General features: G+C 44.3%; 13 protein-coding genes. 7 read left to right on the forward strand and 6 right to left on the reverse strand.

The window, feature by feature from the left end; translation table 11 throughout:
* Window positions 1-93 precede the first annotated feature (93 nt).
* From LDO37_RS22050 to LDO37_RS22060, 3 genes are all read left to right on the forward strand, one after another.
* Window positions 94-3,885: a DUF6701 domain-containing protein gene (locus LDO37_RS22050; protein ID WP_126610413.1), complete on the forward strand. Its 3,792-nt coding sequence runs from the start codon at window positions 94-96 to the stop codon at window positions 3,883-3,885.
* A gap of 177 nt (window positions 3,886-4,062) precedes the next feature.
* Complete coding sequence (locus LDO37_RS22055; RefSeq protein ID WP_126610415.1) at window positions 4,063-4,851, forward strand: PhzF family phenazine biosynthesis protein; 789 nt, start codon at window positions 4,063-4,065, stop codon at window positions 4,849-4,851.
* 183 nt (window positions 4,852-5,034) lie between these two features.
* Window positions 5,035-6,069: an NAD(P)-dependent alcohol dehydrogenase gene (locus LDO37_RS22060; RefSeq protein WP_126610416.1), complete on the forward strand. Its 1,035-nt coding sequence runs from the start codon at window positions 5,035-5,037 to the stop codon at window positions 6,067-6,069.
* A 15-nt stretch (window positions 6,070-6,084) separates the two neighbouring features.
* Here LDO37_RS22060 and LDO37_RS22065 read toward each other — a convergent pair whose 3' ends face one another.
* Both LDO37_RS22065 and LDO37_RS22070 read right to left on the reverse strand, forming a co-directional pair.
* Window positions 6,085-8,850, reverse strand: coding sequence for a hypothetical protein (locus LDO37_RS22065; protein ID WP_126610418.1), 2,766 nt, complete (start codon window positions 8,848-8,850; stop codon window positions 6,085-6,087).
* A 14-nt stretch (window positions 8,851-8,864) separates the two neighbouring features.
* Window positions 8,865-10,445, reverse strand: coding sequence for a lipase family protein (locus tag LDO37_RS22070; RefSeq protein WP_126610420.1), 1,581 nt, complete (start codon window positions 10,443-10,445; stop codon window positions 8,865-8,867).
* Between the two features lie 264 nt (window positions 10,446-10,709).
* Here LDO37_RS22070 and LDO37_RS22075 point away from each other — a divergent pair, with 264 nt between their 5' ends.
* The 4 genes from LDO37_RS22075 to LDO37_RS22090 all read left to right on the forward strand — a co-directional run bounded on the left by LDO37_RS22075 (window position 10,710) and on the right by LDO37_RS22090 (window position 14,668).
* Complete coding sequence (locus LDO37_RS22075) at window positions 10,710-11,231, forward strand: Crp/Fnr family transcriptional regulator (RefSeq protein ID WP_224055881.1); 522 nt, start codon at window positions 10,710-10,712, stop codon at window positions 11,229-11,231.
* Between the two features lie 75 nt (window positions 11,232-11,306).
* Window positions 11,307-11,648, forward strand: a complete 342-nt coding sequence (locus LDO37_RS22080) for a terminase (RefSeq protein WP_126610422.1) — start codon at window positions 11,307-11,309, stop codon at window positions 11,646-11,648.
* Between the two features lie 428 nt (window positions 11,649-12,076).
* The gene (locus LDO37_RS22085; protein ID WP_224055882.1) at window positions 12,077-13,843 is read left to right on the forward strand and encodes a hypothetical protein; all 1,767 of its coding nucleotides are present in this window, start codon (window positions 12,077-12,079) and stop codon (window positions 13,841-13,843) included.
* A gap of 462 nt (window positions 13,844-14,305) precedes the next feature.
* Window positions 14,306-14,668: a VOC family protein gene (locus LDO37_RS22090; RefSeq protein ID WP_126607530.1), complete on the forward strand. Its 363-nt coding sequence runs from the start codon at window positions 14,306-14,308 to the stop codon at window positions 14,666-14,668.
* 79 nt (window positions 14,669-14,747) lie between these two features.
* On the opposite strand, the gene gabT is transcribed toward LDO37_RS22090, so the two are convergent.
* The 4 genes from gabT to LDO37_RS22110 are packed head-to-tail and all read right to left on the reverse strand — an operon-like array spanning window position 14,748 to window position 19,389.
* On the reverse strand, window positions 14,748-16,034 hold the full coding sequence (gene gabT, locus LDO37_RS22095) for a 4-aminobutyrate--2-oxoglutarate transaminase (protein WP_126607531.1): 1,287 nt from the start codon (window positions 16,032-16,034) through the stop codon (window positions 14,748-14,750).
* 19 nt (window positions 16,035-16,053) lie between these two features.
* A complete protein-coding gene (locus LDO37_RS22100; protein ID WP_126607532.1) occupies window positions 16,054-17,496 on the reverse strand; it encodes an NAD-dependent succinate-semialdehyde dehydrogenase in 1,443 nt (480 codons plus the stop codon).
* Window positions 17,493-18,524 (reverse strand): 5-oxoprolinase subunit C family protein, encoded by a 1,032-nt coding sequence (locus tag LDO37_RS22105; protein WP_126607533.1) that lies wholly within the window; start codon window positions 18,522-18,524, stop codon window positions 17,493-17,495. The genes LDO37_RS22100 and LDO37_RS22105 overlap by 4 nt, the downstream gene beginning before the upstream one ends.
* Complete coding sequence (locus LDO37_RS22110) at window positions 18,514-19,389, reverse strand: 5-oxoprolinase subunit B family protein (protein WP_126607534.1); 876 nt, start codon at window positions 19,387-19,389, stop codon at window positions 18,514-18,516. Before LDO37_RS22110 ends, LDO37_RS22105 begins: the two co-directional genes overlap by 11 nt.
* Between the last annotated feature and the right edge of the window lie 7 nt (window positions 19,390-19,396).

Here is a 19,396-nt window from a genome sequence, read left to right on the forward strand (position 1 = left end):
GCAAAGTATTAAAAATGAAGCAATTAAAGGTGAAGCTTTGTACTAAAGTTTGAACGGGAAAGGTTTTTCGTTCAACCTACTTTGGGCTCAAAAATGAAACTTTTAAGATTTGCTCTAATTCTGATGTTGGTTTTAGTAGGAGCGAGTGCAAAAGCGCTTGAGCTTGAATACGGTCGTTACAACGTTAATGCCTACGCGCACCCAGACTGTATCGATACGGTCTGCCAAGTTAATTTCGAAAAAACATATGATACCGTTCCTCTTGTATTCTTCATGAGTACGATTTCTTTTCTCAATGAGCAAGACTCCCCTTCTGCAGTAAAAGTTCTAGAAGTCACGAAAACATACGTTAAGTTCAAACAGAAAATTGCACCTGCATATCGTGCACCCGCAGGCATGGAAAATGTACCAATGAAGGTGATCGATTACGTCGTCATGGAGAAGGGTGTTCATGACTTTAATGGCGTGAAGATCATAGTTGACGAAGTTTCGACTCAAAAGTACATGTATCGATTGAGTACCCATAGCAGTGGAAACGGCAATAGGAACAAAAAGGAACGGATTTATTTCAATAGCTACAACGGACAAGGCTTTACTTCATTTAGTGGCACTCCCGGAATCATTCACCAAGTTCAAAGTATAAATAACGGTGAGGATTTCTGGTTAACATCATCCGTAACGGCTGTTAACACGTCTTACATGGATATCTCGTTAGAACGACATGAGATTGATGGATACAAATCAAAAAACTCTCGACAATTCCCTACGCAGCAAGAGCGAATCGGCTTTATCGCCGCTTATGGTAGCGGCGAACGAGACGACATTAAGTTTGCAGTTAAAAACCAAATAACGATTAACTCGTACGATACGGGGAACCCTGTTTCTACGGGGTGTGAAACCTACGCCGATTACGATGAGAATTACGACGTTGTGCCCATTATCGTGGCGTCAAAAAATACTCGCTATGGCAATAATGGTGGTTGGTTACGCCGGTGTCGTTTGGAAACGGGCAAATCCAGTTTTATGGTGGAAGAAGATCAAGACACCGATGCAGAACGTAAGCATATCGTAGAGCGATTGGGCTACATCATTTTTGAGGTACCGTTCGATGTGGAGCAATGTACTCAGTTTACGGGTCCTGCTCAAACTTGGGATACGTCCGGTAGTATTGAAATTAAAGGCAGCGCAAAAATATCTGGTGCGGTTAGCGGTACTCAACTTGGTTATTTTGATGTAGAAGCCCATACCAATAACAGCTGTACGGTTGGGAATTGTGTCGCTGACAACAGCCTTTTGGTCCCCATGTTCAATTTTGCAAGTTTCACGCCGGGTCCTAACGATATTAGCTTTAACACTGGTACTCACACGGTGTCGCCGGGGCAATACGACGAAATTAATATTTTTGGAGATGCAGTGGTCACGTTCACGGCGGGGGACTACTTTGCTGATGAAGTGAATATTTACGGTGATGCAGAAATTAAGGTCAGTGGGCAGGTTTACATCCACAGTAATGGGACTGAAATAAAAGGCTCAGGTAAGGTTAATTTAACGGGTGTTCCAAATGATGTTTACTTTGTCGTGCATGGAAGCAATGCTGAGTTCTCAATAAAAGGGGCCGCTCGAGCAATTGCGTTCGTGCTCTCAGAAGACAAAATCGAGTTAGATGAAAGCGGTATTTTAATGGGTGCTATCGCATCTTTGACCGCTGAAGTGAAGGGCGATGCAAGATTGAACGGGGACATTTCTAGCTGTAATCAACCTGTTTATCAACTGCAAATTACCCCTGCTTCTGCCACTGAATTGATCGATCACTCTATTCCTATCACGTTTAATATTATTAATAGTGCAGGTAATGTAGATACTGACTACATCGGCAACTTAAATATTACACCGTCTGGTAATGCAAACACTTGTTGGAAATCGACAGCAAACATTAACGCAGATTGTATCAATGACACGAGTACCATGCAGATTCAAGCGGGTACAGCGACGTATTATTTGTACAGTAGTGTTGTAGTGGAAGTTGCGACCGTAACGGCTTACGTTGTGGGCTCTCCGTCTATTAATGCTTCGGCAGGTCCTTACACATTCAATAATTCTGGTTTTATCTTTGAGCCATCTCCATTCAAAATCATTGCGGGTAAACAAACCGACGTCACTATAAAAGCAACGCGAGAAACCGCGAGTGGTACAGAAGTAATGGATGACTACGATGGAACCAAAACCCTGGCGATTACATTAACCTCTTATATCATCCCAAGTACAGGGACAATTCAGCCTTTATTGGTGAACAACAATGTCACGTTTGTGGATGGAGTTGGCACACTGAGTTTGCAATATAACGATGCGGGTCAAATCAACGTAACAGTCAGGGATAATACGAATGATATTGAAGGCGCGATGGTTGTGGAGGCTAGGCCGGACAAACTTGCACTGTGTGATTTTTCCGTTCAAAACACAGTAAAAGCCCACAATGGTACATCGTCTGGCGGTCCTGCATTTGCTCGAGCTGGAGAAACCTTCACTGTACGAATTAAACCCATTATTTATAACACCTCTGAAAGTAATCAATGTAATCGTGCGACCACGCCGAACTTTTATTCAACCACTGGTCATTTCGCTTTAGCCGAGCTCAACTATACGCTTCATTCTCCAAGTAGGGGGAGTTCTGGCACTTTGACGCAGGAAGGTAACAGTTATACACCTAACAATATCTACAATTTCACGACAACATCGCTAGCCGCGAGCGGCATTGTGGCATCGATGAATTGGAACGAAGTAGGCAGCATTAACTTAACGGTGTCTAACAGTAATTATGATTATGGTGAGAGTAGTGGAATTGATAGCGATACTGCCACGATAGGGCGCTTCTACCCATATCAATTTGAACTGACAAACAACTACACTCAGGAAGGGCAGGCAGTGAGTTTTACCTACATGGAGCAAAACTTTAAATCTAACTTCACTGCAACAGCGCAAAGTGTCGACAAGGAAAACACTATCACGACAACAACTAACTACGGAAGCTTTGCCGCATCACTGTTAATGCATTTGAATTTAGTCGCGGTCGATGATGAAAAGAACCCGGTAACAGAATCAAATGATTTAACGAGCCGTTTGATAACGGGCAATATTGCGAATACAGATTGGTACAGAGAATGGACGGGTGGAACGGCGTCACTGCCCTCTACCGTATTTAAGTTTTCTCGTGTTGTTCAGCAAACAACCCCAACCAGAATCACCACTCAAGATGGTCCTTATGAAGTTAGGCTTGGTCTAGAGGTAAATACCAACAGTGTCAATTGCTCCGTTAATGGGTGCACTGATTTTGTAAACGCCATTGCGCTACGAAATGATGGGTCCAGTACATACAATGGACGGAAGTTTACCGCAGCCCTTGATATGCGTTATGGTCGATTAACGTTAGATGATGTCGGCACAAACAGCGGCATGGACGTGACGGTTCCGGTAAGGGCAGAATATTGGAACGGCTCGCAGTTTGTGACCAATACCGATGACATTGAAACAGACTTTGATGGTGCAAACTATTGTCGTGAACTTATCTGGCCAAGATCAGGCTCTAGCAGTGCCGATTTAACGGGGTCGCATACCAATATCACTAGTGGTACAAGCAGCAATTTAACCGCAAGGCAAAATAGTTCAACTGAAGGTGCTCAGGAACAAGTTCGGCTGAAGCTTAGAATTGGTGTTCCTCCAGCCGGAGAATCAGGTTTAACCTGTTCAGGTAATACCAGTGGCGGGTTCGAACACCTTCACTACAACTGGTTTGGCAATGGGGACGATAACCCTTCAGCATTGGTTACGTTCGGTGTTTATCGAGGTAACGATCGCGTTATCTTCCGTGGAGAACCTAGAATTTACTAAAGGTTTTTCGCAGGCGTGATTTGTTCGTATAAATGTGCTCGTTTAAAAGCTCTCAATTTACATGAGGGCTTTTTTGCTTTTCTGAGATTTTTAATTGGGCATATCTTGCAAGCAACTAAAAACAATGATGTATTGGCCAAGAACCGATATTTTCTAAAGGAATGGAGAAAGCCAGAAATGAAATTGCGCATGCGAGTACTTGATGCATTTACAAATGAACAATTCAAAGGCAATTCCGCTGCGGTGATCATTACCGATGAATGGCTAAGCGACCGTTTGATGCAGAATATCGCGATTGAAAATAACCTCTCTGAAACAGCATTTCTTGTACCAATCAAAGATAATAAATATGCAATTCGTTGGTTTTCACCTATCACAGAAATCGATTTTTGTGGGCACGCGACGTTAGCGTCTGCCAGCGCGTTGTTTTCCGATTTTCCTTCACTGAATGAGCTTGAATTTTCAACCTTGGAAGTGGGCAATCTTGTCGTCAGAAAACGAAGTAATGGCATGATTGAAATGCAGTTTCCAATTCTTGCTCCCGTCCCCGTTGAAGCTCCTGAGGCACTCATCGAAGGCCTATCCATTACACCAAAACTCATTTTACGTAGCCAACAAGCATACTTTGCCATTTATGACTCTCAAGACGATGTATTTCAGGTGCAACAAAGCCAAGAACAGCTGAAAATGCTTGCGCCATACGATGTGGTCGTCACGGCAAAAGGGGAGCAATATGATTTTGTTTCGCGTTATTTTTGGCCTGCTAACGGTGGCGACGAAGATCCGGTAACTGGTTCAATTCACGCTGGTTTAGCGCCGTACTGGGCTAGTGAATTAGGGAAGAGTGAGTTGTTGGCACTTCAAGCATCTCAAAGAAGTGGTGAGCTTCATTGTAGAGTAACCGATACTCACGTTTTTGTTTCAGGTAGCGCGGTGAAATACCTCGATGGGGAGATATGGGTATAACCCCGTTTTTTCGTAGCACCACTTTCATATAAATATTGAAAATAGTTATATAAGTATCACTATTAATACAAATGTCATTTGCCATGGTCTGTTGCCATTGGTAAGGTGTCCCGATTAAAAGAAGATTCCTCTATATCGCCTTGTTAGCGTCATTATTTGCCTAACAAATAGCGGGAATTCTACGTGGCTAGAGAAATAGGAAAGGTTTCTTTGTGTGTTACGCACAGCCACCGCTATCGGAGAGCATCAGTCATGAAAGCAATGGTATATACACCCTTCGGGGATAACGACATATTGCATTTTTCAGAAGTTGACAAGCCAGTGCCAGCCGACGATGACGTATTAATTCGAGTGAAAGCCACAACCGTTACGAAAAGTCATTTACGTCACCAATTCCCCAAAATACTCCGACTCCCTTCGCGTCTAACGTTGGGAGCTCTCTTACCAAAAGAAGAAATTCTGGGTACCGAGTTTGCTGGTGTAGTAGAAGCTGTGGGAAAAAATGTTCGACTTTTTAAGCCTAATGACCGAGTTTTCGGGATTGTAGGCGTGGAAAGTGGCACCTACGCAGAATACATCACCGTACAAGACGATAGTGTGCTTAGCCTCATGCCAGAAAATACCAACTTTGAGGAAGCAGCGTCCATTCCTTATGGTGCATTGATCGCACTGCAAATGTTGCGTGACAAAGCGAAAGTTCAAGTAGGGCAGAAAGTCTTAATCAATGGCGCTTCAGGCCCTGTTGGTACAGCGGCGGTGCAAATTGCCAAATGGCTAGGTGCAAAGGTCACCGGTATTTGTAGTACCGATGAACTGAAGTATGTGCAGGCTCTAGGCGCTGACCGCGTCGTCGATTATTCCATTCACGACTTCACCGTTGCAGAAAGGCAATATGACGTGGTCTTTGATATTGCCAATACAGCGTGTTTCGATTCTTGCTGCGATGTATTAAAACCTCAAGGTATCTGTTTGAAACTCGAAGCAGGTCTTGCAGAATACTATCAAATGATGTCGTCTATCTTCCTGGGTAAGCGTCGCTTGGCGTGCAGATATCACGTGGATACAAGTCTGGATCTGGTGTTTATTAAAGATTTGATTGAAATGGGGTTTTTAAGGCCAAGAATCGATCGTCAATACACCTTCACCCAGCTAGAAGAAGCGCATCAATACGCCCAGGCAAAGCGCCGAAAGGGCAGCGTCGTTATTCAGGTCAGTTAACCTCAATCCTCCTTTTTAGTTACCCTGACTTGCTCTCAACGTCGGTTGGGAGCGACGAATATTATTTTGATGCTTGTGTAATATCGACAATAAATTGGTGTCGACGTAGTTATTTCCCACGCACCCAAGACCAATATACGTTGTGTAATACGATGGCTGATAAGACTCGGGTTCTGAGCGTTTGTCTTTTAAGTGATGACACATACCTAGCGAGAGCGGTCCCTTAAATATCTTGCTAAACACTTTTTCTCTGGCTAAGCGGGATTGCCAAAGTCGAAAACCACCGGGCGTATATTCCGTATTATTGGCTCGATAGCGAAACAAAGCCGTATTCTGGCAATCACGATTAAACTCCGAATGAGTTCGGACACGTTCGGGTTTTAATGGTTTAGTTGGGATGTACTGAGAGTGGATCGGGTAGCCAAAACGTCGACACGCTTCTTCTGTCCCGCGTAGATCATTTCCAATTTTCGGTTTTCTCGGAAGCGGCGGGGCGACCGCTAACCATTGGTGGTTCCCATCGATACTTCTTAAGGCACCGATCAAAATATCTCCTGCCGGACCATTTGCCCGGTATAGTGGGTTGCTGTCTGGATAGGGAGAGGAAGTCACGCCTTTTTCGCGTACCCAATCGTTCAGTTCATTGCTATTCACCAAAGCGAGCTTAGAAAGCTGCATGGCGTTACGAATTGGGGTAAAACGCATCATGTCATCAAGCTTCAACGTCTTATGGTGCTTCTCGTATTTCTCAATGTCTAAACCATCAGCTTGTAACATCGCAATGATTTCTTGCCCTTGAGCACGAAAGGTTAATAGATTTTGCTCTGAAGAATCAGAAGCATATAAGTCAACAAGATCCTTTTTTGTTACATGATGATCCCATAAGCGAGCAAGAAATTCTGCACTACCTGGTGCCGCGACCGATTGGTCTGTAAACGGAATGGCTTGTCGAATTAGCCGACCAATTTGGGGGAGCGCCGACACCTTGATTTCAGCGTTGGCTTCATCAAAATCAATAATGACATCTTTCAGGCGACGGTCTTGAATCAAGGTATTCAGCTTGAACTGGCGAACGGTTTCATTGAAATCAGTGTACGACTCAATCCCTACCTGACATGTGCGCGAGAGCATTTGGCTATTCGGCACAGGGGAGCTGAAAATAGGCGCCCAACATATCGCCCAATTCTTCAACGCCTGCACCGCGCTTTTCTGTTCTTCGAATCGGTTGCCGTGCGGTCGGAGCAATTCGCGCCCTGTCTCTTCGTAAGCGTGAATATAAGCATCGACAGACGCTTCAATGTTTCGTGTCCAACCGGAAAGGCTACGTTCAATGGCAGTCAGCCCAACATCGCGCATCGCCGATAAGGCTGACAGCACTGATTCTTCCAAATTCATCTTGGTAAGTGCTTTTGCAAGTGCGCTAAGTCTTCTCTCTCGAATCATGAGCTGGTTGTTATAGTGGTTTCTTGCAAACTCCAAATCCAAGCGCACACGAGACAACCTATTCTTAGCGTTTCGATATTGTTGATGAATCCAACTCGGAAGCAGACTAAGCACGCGCTCAATGACTCGGTCTGCGGTCGAAAAGGCATTCTTTAAGGCGATATTGGATTCAATATGCTCAATTACATTGTTGGTCGCGTCTTCCAAGTTTTGTGTGGCAGCAACCAAATTTTCCTCGTGTTCTTTCAGTGTTTCGTAGGCATCGCTAGCCCCTTGAACAGCGATATTCTTGGCGTCTTCTGCTGTTTGCCAAAGTTGCTCTGCATCGCTGACTTTTTGAATTTGTTCATTCAATACACGCCGAAGTTCGGTTTGGATGGGCTCAAATCTTTGATTGAGTTGTTTGGAAATTTTCCACGATGCCCACATTGCCCAAATGTGGACAGCCCCACTTTCTCTGCCGTATTGCCAAGCGGTGGTATCGTTTAAGATCAATGTTCTCCGAACAAACTCGGTCGGTGCTTTGAGCGATTGATAGCTGTCTTGTGCTTGTTCTTGAGTTTGGCTTCGCGTACTTACTCTTAGAATGGATAGGGGATCGTCGTCATACGAATCATGGAGCGAATTTATGTACCCTTCTAACGCGGTATGGCGAGCGGGTACGGTTTGGTTTTTCGATAAAGAGAAGAGATCCCCCGTGTAGACATTCACATAGCTGTGCGCCCACGTGTCCATTGCCGCATGGAGGAGATAGCCGTAAGCAAAAGCCACTTCGCTCGAGCCACGGTTTCCCGATGTTTGCAACGCAGCGTCTCTAACATGCCTCAACCAATCGTCAGTTTGCCAGCCCCAAGAATGACCACTCAGATATAAATTAGCCGCTTTCATTACCGGTAGTATGAGGGGAGAGACGCCATAGTTATCGGGCGAAGTTAAGTCGATATCTTTCGGGTGGCAATATCGGTTATAGGGCTGCAATTGACCTTTTGAGTCCACATTTATTTTCTCGCCGCAGCGGTTGAGTGGCTGAAAGGGAAGCCCTGGGTGCGTAGTCATTTGCCCCGCAACTAAATCGGGGTATATATCAGCCCCGAGGACACCAAAAAGAAACGCTTTGGGGAATCGCTTAATGGAACGGGCAACAATCGGGTCAACGGTGAGCGTGTCGGTTTGCCCTGATTCATCGAAATAAATCGATACTTTGTTGTCTTCAACGACGTCTTCTGCCACTTTCGCCGCGAGCCAAACATGGGTGCCAATTTTGAAGGCGTTAGCTGGAGTTGAAAGCACTAAACCAGTACAGATAGCCAAGTGCAAAAACTGACAATTAAAGTTCACTCGCGTCATCTCCGTTAAGGCAGAACACATTCTTGAACAGGGTATCCATTGGTATCCGCTAACAAGGTGTCTTTTATCCCAGCTCCGTGCCAATCGATTTGGGTAAGGTTCCGGTGAGGCTGCCCATCCAAACACAGCCACTGCTTTTGATAATCAGGCTGCAAATTATCGCTATTTCTGTCCAATTGGTTTTGCTGAATTTCATTGTATAAAAACGCGAGATAGAAATTCATGACATGAAAATGCCACTCTTTGAATTGCTGAGTCGCAGAAATAATGAGTGGGGTGGGATGCCCTTGGTCTTCAGAAATGTGGACAAAAATATCGCTGTCTCTGGTGGTGTTAGGAAAATCGGTCGGTTGATGGTTTTTATTGAAATAAAGGACATGATCCGCTGCATAGTATTGCGGAACAAAATTCAAAACATTGCTGATATTAGGAAAGCCCGGTACTGGGTCGCGGTAGTTAATCGTGGCATAGACATTAACGTTCGAGTCGAGATCTTGAGTAAATCGGAGGTCACCAATTTTAGGCGAAGCAAAACTGTACACCGACTGAACCTTATACCCTTCTGCACGTAATTTGTAGCCCAGAACCGTTGCGGTTGCACCCCCTAAGCTGTGACCCGCCAGAAAAATAGGCTTATGCGTGTCGCCCATTTCACGCAGTGCTTGCCCAATAAGCGGAAAGAGGGTTTTAACGACGGCAGCGTATCCGCTGTGGAGTTTTCCTTTTGCATTGGGAATGAGTAAGTTGGCATTTAGCGGAATACTCGGTCCATTGGCGAGAATATCCGTCATGAAGTTATACGCGATTTGTTCGTCGTGTATCGATTGTTCGTCCACCATTTGCGTTCCCCTAACCGCAATCAAAACGAAGTCTCGATTGGATGCAATGATGGCATTACCGCTGGTGATCGAGTTAGCAAACAAGACCTTTTTGAAGCCCCAATGACGATACTGTTCTTGTGCCGCACAGCGGTAATCATTTTCTGTTGTGACATAACCACGCCCATTGGCAAATTGTTGGTAATAGGTACGAATAGAAGCTTGCATCGCAAGGTAATTGTTCATCAAGCGGTAGTCGGGGGTATTGATAAAGTGCTGGAATTTATTTCTACTGCCAGCAAATGTATTGCCATAGCCTCGTGTGCGGCATTGGCTGGCAGTACCCAATTCCCCCGCTAAGTTTGGGACTCCTGATTGAAGGGAATCCCACAGACCATCCACCGTTTCGGTTAATACAGTAAACCCAATAGACAGAGGATCCCGCTTGGGTGACGACGTAGAAAGGCAGCGTAATTCCCACAAATCCACCAAACCGATATACGTTTCATCTGGGTTTACTCTATGCCAAGCGGCACTGCCTAACCCTTTTACTCGAACTAAAAAGTCAAAATCTCCAACGTTCTCTATCGTTCGGACGTCTTTAACCACCTCGAATTTCTTCTCTAGCACTGGCACCGCCATTGCGTGATAGATAGATTGTGTCGCTGAAATCTTCTTTTTGATTTTTGCTTGGCAAACATCGGCCGAGAATGCCGAAAGAGAAAAAAACAGACTGATAAAGGCGAAATTCAATATCCAGAGTTTCATAAATCCTCGAGCTCAAATGTTTTAATTTATAAGCAATTGTTAAATTATTGATCGAGCTAATGGAGGTAAAACGTGATTCATACAACAACCACTGGGTCGGGGGTTCTCAAAAATTAGATCGTGAGTATAAACTCTGATAAATCTAGACAAACGACGTCTCAAATTGTCAGGTTCATTTTGGAAGACCAAACACCTAATCAGCCTTTAGCTCGCCTCCGAAATCACTTGTCTCAGTTCATTTCCATATCCGATGACGAGTGGGAAATGATCTCAGCAAGTTTCACGGTTCAGAATTTTGATAAGGATGTAAGCCTACTCGGAAGCGGTCAAACTTGTCGGAGTATGTTTTACGTGAGCTCTGGCATAACTCGTTCTTATGTCATTGACGAAAATGGTCGAGACTTCACCACTTGTTTTCACTTCAATAAACCCTCTTCAAACGTGAAAAGCTTATTCCTTACCGATTTTTCGAGCGTTATTCGAAAGGAAGCTTCTCAACTTCATTTTCAGACGCTTACGGAAGTATTGGCAGTTGAATTGCCTATTTCAGCAATTTCTGGACTTTATGAGCGTGGGTCGAAATGGGAGAAACTAGGGCGAAGACTGGCTGAAGAAGCGTATTACCACACGCAAAAAAGGGCGATGTCACTGCTCATGAAAACAGCGAAACAGCGTTATATTGAGCTACGTGAACAGATGCCACATCTGGTTGATAGTATTCCAGAATATTACGTGGCGTCCTATCTGGGTATTACGCCTCAATCACTCAGCCGAATTAAAAGTTGAAGCCAAATTACCATATGGTAATGCTTTGTTTTTCTGTCGATATTATCTTGCTCCAAAACAGATTGGAGAGCAGTCATGTCTATACGTAAACTCGTTCAGCACCAGCAAAACACTTACGGTCATTTTCACCAACATCAGGGCAATTTCCTGATTCATTTAATCATGGTTCCGGTATTCATCATCGGGTTCTGGGGGGCAATGGTTTCATTGGTTCTTGGTAAATTTTTGATTGCTGGAGGTTTGGTGCTATTGCCCTTTATCTCTATCGCCATTCAGGGGGTTGGCCACAAAAAAGAAAACCTACCTCCGGAGCCATTTACTGGTCCAAGTAATGCGATTACCCGAATCTTACTCGAGCAACTTTATACCTTTCCAAAGTACGTGGTTTCGGGAAAGTGGAAGAAAATACGCCAGTAACGGCGCTTTCTGAACATTTACTTACTGTGATTGGTACAGGAAACCAACGCGCTTTGGATAATGTCGATCGCTTCCTCGACAATTTCGTCTTTGGTGGGGCAAAAGCATTAGTATGCTTTTAAAACAGACAATGAGTCCGCCGCGTTTTCAGCCTCTGAAACAATCAGAACGTAGCTGGTCATGGAGTGTCGTAATACTCCAAGCAATGCCCAAAACATCCGGTGTCTTATCCTTTTTTCTGATTTCTATTTCTACTTATGTGCTCTGTTTCTTATATTTTATGTTTTCTTGTTAAACATCAGTGAATTGAATGGTATTTTCGCGTTTGGTTACGACAGACTGTAGATGAATTATGTGGACAGTTTGTAGGTTAAAAATTGTTAGGGCTATTTTACAAGTTAAGTCGTACATGAAGGGGTTATAGTAAAATGATTGGTAATTTAAGTCTAAGCAAGAATGTTCAGTTTTATGAGCTGAATAAAGCACTTACGAAGAAGTCTATTGAAGATACATTCAAGGAGATATCTAAAGAGCGTGTAGGTAACTACCTTTTAAAGGAGTCTAAAAGAAGCCATACAACAGCTTCAGGTAATCAAGTATTATACTCTATTGTTGCATTCAAGATAGAAGCAGAGCCTTCATTTTTAGTAGGAACTTCTGTTAAAGAACAAAAGTATGCCTATTTGTTATTGATAGAATGTGATGATGCCTTAGCTATTTTGAAGAAATATGTTGATTCACCAGAAAAGTATTTTTCTTCTTTTATAGATGAATTTGATTACCAAAAATTCTGTCATTTTCATGGTGATAAAAGTCCAGAATATGAAAGGGTCACCATGAAAAATATGAGCATATCAAACGCTGTTATCAGATCCCGTTCATTAGAAGCCAAAAGCTTGAATGGTATTGTCTCATCTAATTCGTCAAGTCGATCAATCCCAAGCAATTTCAGAATGAAAGTCGGTGAAGACTCATATACTCTAACTCCAAGTACTTCGAGAGTTAGTCATAGAGATAAAAAGTCAGCATTTGATGGACTAATCGACTGGGTTATTGAAATTAAAGACGAAATCAAGGTAACTACAAACCAAAGTGAGTTTCTTAGCAATTTTGCATCCCCTATTTGTTTGAAGGATATAATAGATTTAGGGCATGAAGTTGTGGCGATTCTTATTGATTTGAGTGAAATAGAAACTAAATTTCTAGATGGTCAAGTAGTCTTAAGCAAGACGGATGGTAGTCAGTTAAATTCAGGAGAAATAAATAGGCTCTTTAATCAATTAAAATCTCCTGTTTTAGTTAAAAATGACATATTGAAAGTTAAAGGTACAGCTTTATCCGGTAAGGTTTCGTATTCAAAGAATTTAATTACAATTAGAAATCAGGTTCTTGATAACATTTTAGTAACTGAAAATGGCACGAATAGCTATACTATTGGTAAATATTTAAATAAAGAAAAGCCATTTTCTGCTGTGTTCGACTCTCCAAATTACTCATATTATTCGAAGTCATGTTTTGAAGATAAACATTTATTGAATAACATTCATTCTATTCTTAATATATTTGATGACAGTTATTGTTTTAGTGGCGTTGCCAGCGAAAAAGAAAAACCACATGCAAATAATTTAACTAGGTTCCCTGTTAACTCTCTATTTCGGAAAGTTGAAGATCAATATTGTGATCCTCATAATATTGTTATTTGTGATGACATGAATGACGAATGGGCAGATCATATTGCTATAGATAGCAATAGTAATATTCCGTCTATCTCTTTTATACATTCAAAATTTACTAGTAAAGATACGTATGGTGCTAGTGCTTTCCACGATGTAGTCGCTCAAGCGCTAAAAAACATTGGTCGAACTCAAGCTGAAAAACAATTATTTAAAAATAAATACGACAATGAGTGGCACAAAAATTATGAGAGTACCAATATTAGTCGGGTCATAGGGGCTCAGAATTGGCAAGATCTAGAAATAGCTCTCGAGGCTGTAAATCAAAATCCTAACTCTATAAAGAAAATTGTACTTGCAACACCTTTTTTAAGTAAGGCTAAGTTGACAGTGGAATTAAACAAATTGGCCTCAGGTCAAAAATGTAAGCCACACTATGTGCAGTTAATTTGGCTAATAAATACGTTTATAAGTTCATGTAAAGATTTTGGGGTGCAAGCTCACATATTGTGTAAACCATAGCCTTAAGGCATATTAGCCTTACGCCTCTCTCTAGTGCTATTTTGGCTGCGTTAGCAGCCAAACGATTTCGAACAACAAAGTTATCTACATCATTTTGTCATTTCGGTCATTGAGCATGGATTAGGAATGGGGCAGACAATTTTAAAAAGTAAAAGTTAGAAGCGAAACACCGATGAGGTCTGTTGTCTAATACCCTTATACTGAGACTCGTTTCTTTGAGTGTCGGTAAGCACGTCTTATCGACGTCTCTCCACCAATCACATAGCCCTTTTCCAACTCTTTACAAGTGTTAATCCAAAATAGAGTCACCTACTACTTCAAAATATCTGTCATTAATACTCCCCCCATAAGACTAGAATTCTCAAAGACCTACGTGATATTGTTTCAAAACTATCAATAATTTATTGGGCGAAACGGTGATACTGTGATGCCTGATGATTGTTATGTATCGAGAGAATTAAAATGAAGATCAATACTATGAGGATTCCTTGCAATAATTTTGAGGAATCTGAAAATTTTTATACTCAAAAACTTGGGTTAACTAAGATATATGGATCCGTATCGGATGGCTTTGTAGGTTACCAGCTAGATAATGCGCAGATGATTATAGAGCCGGAAGAAAAAGGCGAGTTTGAATCTGGAAGGTACCTAGGCTTTAGTCTCGAAGTTGAAGATATCAACGCATTCTACGCTAGGTTGAAGCGAGAAGGTGTCGAGTTTACAGGTGCTCCAGAAAAGCAATTTTGGGGTGGCATCATGACTCATATAGTGGATCCGAATAAGAATACATTTTCAATCGTACAGGTTGAGAATAAAACAGGATGACATGTTTCGTAATGGCTCGAAAATCTCGCAGCCATTTCGTTGTATAAAAAAAGCGCCAGTAACGGCGCTTTCTGAATACTTACTTACTGCGATTGGAGTTGCTACAAGATATAAGCGCGCTTTGGATAATGTCGATCGCTTCCTTTACTATTTCGCCCTCTACGGTGAGTGGAGGCAGCAAGCGAATCGCATTACCAAATTGACCACATGGCAACACGATCAAACCCTTATTTCGGCATTCGGCAATAAACGGTGCAACGTATTCTGGAGCAGGGGTTTCGCCGTTTACAAAATCAAAGGCAATCATAGCGCCAGCATGGCGAATATAAGCAACGGGAATGTTGATGTGCGATTCCTTAATATGGCTTATTGCCTTGTGAATTCTCTGACCTATCGCTTGTGCCTTTTGGTTAAGGTTTTGGCTTTGAATTTCATCCAAAACGGCGTGAGCGGCAGCGCATCCGACGGGGCTTCCACCGTATGTACCTCCTAGGCCACCCGGCGCTGGGCTGTCCATCAGTTCACGCTTTCCAATGATTCCTGAAAGGGGATAGCCTCCGGCTAGTGCTTTCGCCACGGTGATCAAATCGGGCTGTACATCAAAATGCTCGCTAGCCAACGTTTTTCCGGTTCGACCGAACCCCGTTTGCACTTCATCAAAGATCAAAACGATACCGTGTTCATCGCATAGGTTTCGCAATTTCGTCATCAATTCACAAGGTGCAGCGTAAAAACCCCCTTCACCTTGAATAGGTTCGATAACAATGGCTGCAACGGAATCGGGGGAGATGTCCGTTTTGAAAACCTTTTCTAGCGACTTCATGGTGTAGCTTGTATCCATACCTTGATAAGGCACAGGGAAGGGGACGTGGAAAATGTCGGCAGGGAAGGGACCAAAGCCCTCTTTGTATGGTGCGATTTTTCCCGTCATGCCCATGGTTAGCATGGTTCTACCGTGAAAGCCGCCATGAAAAGCGATCACACCACGGCGCTTGGTGTAGTGGCGAGCGATCTTCACGGCGTTTTCCAGCGCTTCGGCACCCGTTGTCATTAACAGGGTTTTTGCATCATCAATGGGGGCTAACTCATTTAAGCGCTCGGCAAGGGAAATATACGTCTCATAGCCTGCAACCTGAAAAGCGGTGTGACTAAAGCGATCAATTTGGTCGATAACGGCTTGTGTGACAGCTTGGTTGCAATGCCCTGTATTGACAACGGCAATGCCAGCCGCAAAATCGATAAAGCGTCGGTTTTCTACGTCCCAAATTTCAGCGTTTTGAGCGCGTTTCACAAACAAAGGGGTAGCCGAAGCCACGCCTCTGGGCACCGCCTTGTTTCGGCGATCCATCAGTGACTGATTATTCATTTGAGGTGTCCTGTCCTTTTTAAGAAAGCCCGCCAAAGCAGACGTATTTGGTTTCGAGATATTCTTCGATGCCGGATCGCGATCCTTCTCGCCCTAATCCAGAGTGTTTGATGCCGCCAAACGGGGCAACTTCGTTGGAGATGATTCCTTCATTCACGCCCACCATGCCGTACTCCAGCGCTTCGCTAACGCGTAAGCAGCGATGAATATTGGTGGAATAGAAATACGCCGCCAAGCCATATTCGGTGTCGTTGGCCATTTCTATCGCTTGCTCTTCCGTTTCGAAACGAAAAATGGGGGCGACGGGACCAAACGTTTCTTCCGATGCGATTCGCATTGCAGGTGTGACATCGGAAATGACGGTTGGCTGATAAAACAAACCACCCAGAGAGTGGCCAGAGCCGCCGGTGAGCAATTGCGCACCTTGGCTCAACGCATCTCGGATATGAGCATCGACCTTGTCCATTGCTGGCTCACTAATCAAAGGACCGATCTGATGCTTAGGATTCATACCCGAACCCACTTTGAGCTTACTGACGGCTCTGGCGAATTTTTCAGAAAATTGTGCGTAGACACCGGATTGCACCAATATTCGATTGGTACATACGCACGTTTGACCCGCATTACGAAACTTGGAGGCAAGCGCACCTTCTACCGCTTCATCGAGATCGGCATCGTCGAAGACAATGAAAGGCGCATTGCCACCCAGTTCCATGGAAACGCGTTTTACCGTATTAGCGCATTGTGCTAACAGCTTTTTGCCAACGTCTGTTGAACCAGTAAAAGACAGCTTTCGGATTGTTGGGCTGTTACACAACACGGCACCAAGTTCTGCCCCTTTGGCTGCGGTTACCACGTTGATGACCCCTTCTGGAATACCCGCTTGTTGTGACAACGAAGCCAGCGCGAGCGCTGAAAATGGCGTCGATTCCGCTGGCTTGACGATAGCGGTGCAACCTGCCGCTAAAGCGGGTGCCAGCTTGCGCGTGATCATCGCGACAGGAAAATTCCAAGGCGTTATGGCAGCACAGACACCAACGGGTTGCTTCAAGGTTTGTAGGCGACGGTCTGCTGATGTTGAGGGGATAACATCACCGTACGCGCGTTTCCCTTCTTCTGCGAACCATTGAATGAATGAAGCCCCGTAGGCCACTTCCCCAAGCGATTCCGATAACGGCTTCCCTGATTCTAAGGTGATCAGTTCCGCCAAATCGGCTTGATTTTCTAGAATCAATTGATGCCAATTCATCAAATATTCGGCTCGCTGCTTGGCAGTCAGTTTTCGCCAAGATTGCAGAGCGGTATTTGCGGCATCGATAGCTGAAACGACCTCTTTTCCCGACATATCAGGAACCGTACCGATTTCATTGCCGTTCGCTGGGTCATAAACCGAGAAGCACTGGTCTGTTGCGCTTTCCACCCATTGACCATTCACAAAGGCGCGGTGTTGAAGTAACGTCATTGGCTTACTCCGCTTTGCTCTATGTGCTGTTTGGCTGCGTCGAGCAGCGCTTGATGATCACGTCTTGCACTCAGGGCATCTTCCATGCTCACCTCCACAAACTGAGTGGTGGCATTCGGCTGCATTTGACCAATCAAATCCATGTCTGTCGAAATGACGGTGCCAATCATGAAATAGCCACCTCCTGACACCGCGTCACGGTGCAATACGATGGGCTCTTTCCCTGCCGGTACTTGAATGGAACCGTAGGGGTAACAACCGTCAACGATGTTGGAAGGATCCGATCCAGCGCCAAAAGGCTGGTCGCGTTCAATGAATTCAAGAGGTGTACCGTTTTTAAAGCGGTAGCCAATGCGATCCGCTTCGGGCGCGACTTGCCATTCTTCTGCAAAAAACTGTTTGCCAGATGCTTCGGTAATGCGATGCCAGTACAATCCTGTCACCACTCGAAGAGCGGTGCTTGAGCTGTTTGAGTTGACCGCGTTACGACGTAACGCCGCTGGTAGATGACGTCGGACAAAGGCGGAGTTTTCTTTGGTATTCGGTTGTTTAGAAACAGACAGATCATTAACAGGTAGGTTGTCACCTTCTTGAATGGGTCGACCTTCAAAGCCGCCAAGCGCACCGAGTGTGTAGGTCGAACGGCTACCCAATACTTCTGGCACATCAATACCACCACTAACTGCAATGTAAATTCTTGCGCCAGCGGTAAGGTGGCTAAACGTGAGGGTTTGACCCGCCTCGACGCGAAAGCTTGTCCAGTTTTCTTGTGCAACACCATCGACCATTGGTGTCATTTCTGCACCCGTCACGGCAACCGTGCAGCCTGTCGAAAATTCCAGTTTGGGTCCCATAAACACCGCTTCCAACACAGCTGCGTTTTCATCGTTTCCGACCAGCCAATTCGCGCATCGGCACGCAAATCTATCCATGGCACCTGAAACCGGAATACCCAAATGAAAATACCCCTTACGACCAAGATCTTGCACTGCTGTCGCTAAACCAGGGTGAATAACCTTAATGCTCATACAGTGCCTCCTTTAATTTGGTGTTGTAGCTGCCCATGTTTGCTTCAAATTCAGACAAAGAGAATTGAACTGGTTTAATTACAGGCTGATAGGTGCCCGCTTCTACCTGCTCCACTATTTGGTGATATTCCGCCTCATTGATGGCACGAAACTTAACAATGTCTCCCGGCTGGAAGAAGACGAGAAAGTCTTTAAGGTGAGCCACGCTCTGGCTTGGGTCGTAGATGGGCATGGGCGTCACTCCAAACATTTGGTATCCACCCGCGCCGCGCACCGAATAAATGCACGAGAAACATCCGCCGTATCCAACAGTGAGTTTTGGGGTATCGGTTCTTGGGCGAACGTATTTCGGGACTTGGATTTGCTTTTCTTGCTCCACCATTTGAAACATGAAAGGCAGCCCTGAAACGAACCCCACCATGGTTACCATCCAAGGGGAATTTGCGTGCGCTTCAATAAACGCATCAATCGAATCGTAGCCGTTGATTCTCGCGGCGTAAGAAAGATCGGTGCCTTCCGGATCTTGGTGCCTTTCCCTAAATCGCATCAGTGTTTCGTGTGTCCATGGATCTTGGTAATACACAGGCACTTCAACGATACGGGTGTCTATTTTCGCTTCGTTTTCTGCCATAGACGCTTCAAGGTCTTGTATGGTTTTCAGCATGTCTGAAGGGGCACAAATGTCAGGGTTGTATTTCACCTGAAAAGACGCATTTGCAGGGCAGATTTCTTCTACCCCCTGAATGTTGGCTTGTCGGATAGCTTGCGTCATCGACAAGCTTTTGAAAAAGGCAGCAAGTGACATCTCTTCGCTAACCTCTACAAATATGTGTTCGTCTCCGCCATAGGAGTAGCGTGTTTTCATCGTCGTT

This window comes from Vibrio penaeicida (assembly GCF_019977755.1).
Classification (GTDB): domain Bacteria; phylum Pseudomonadota; class Gammaproteobacteria; order Enterobacterales; family Vibrionaceae; genus Vibrio; species Vibrio penaeicida.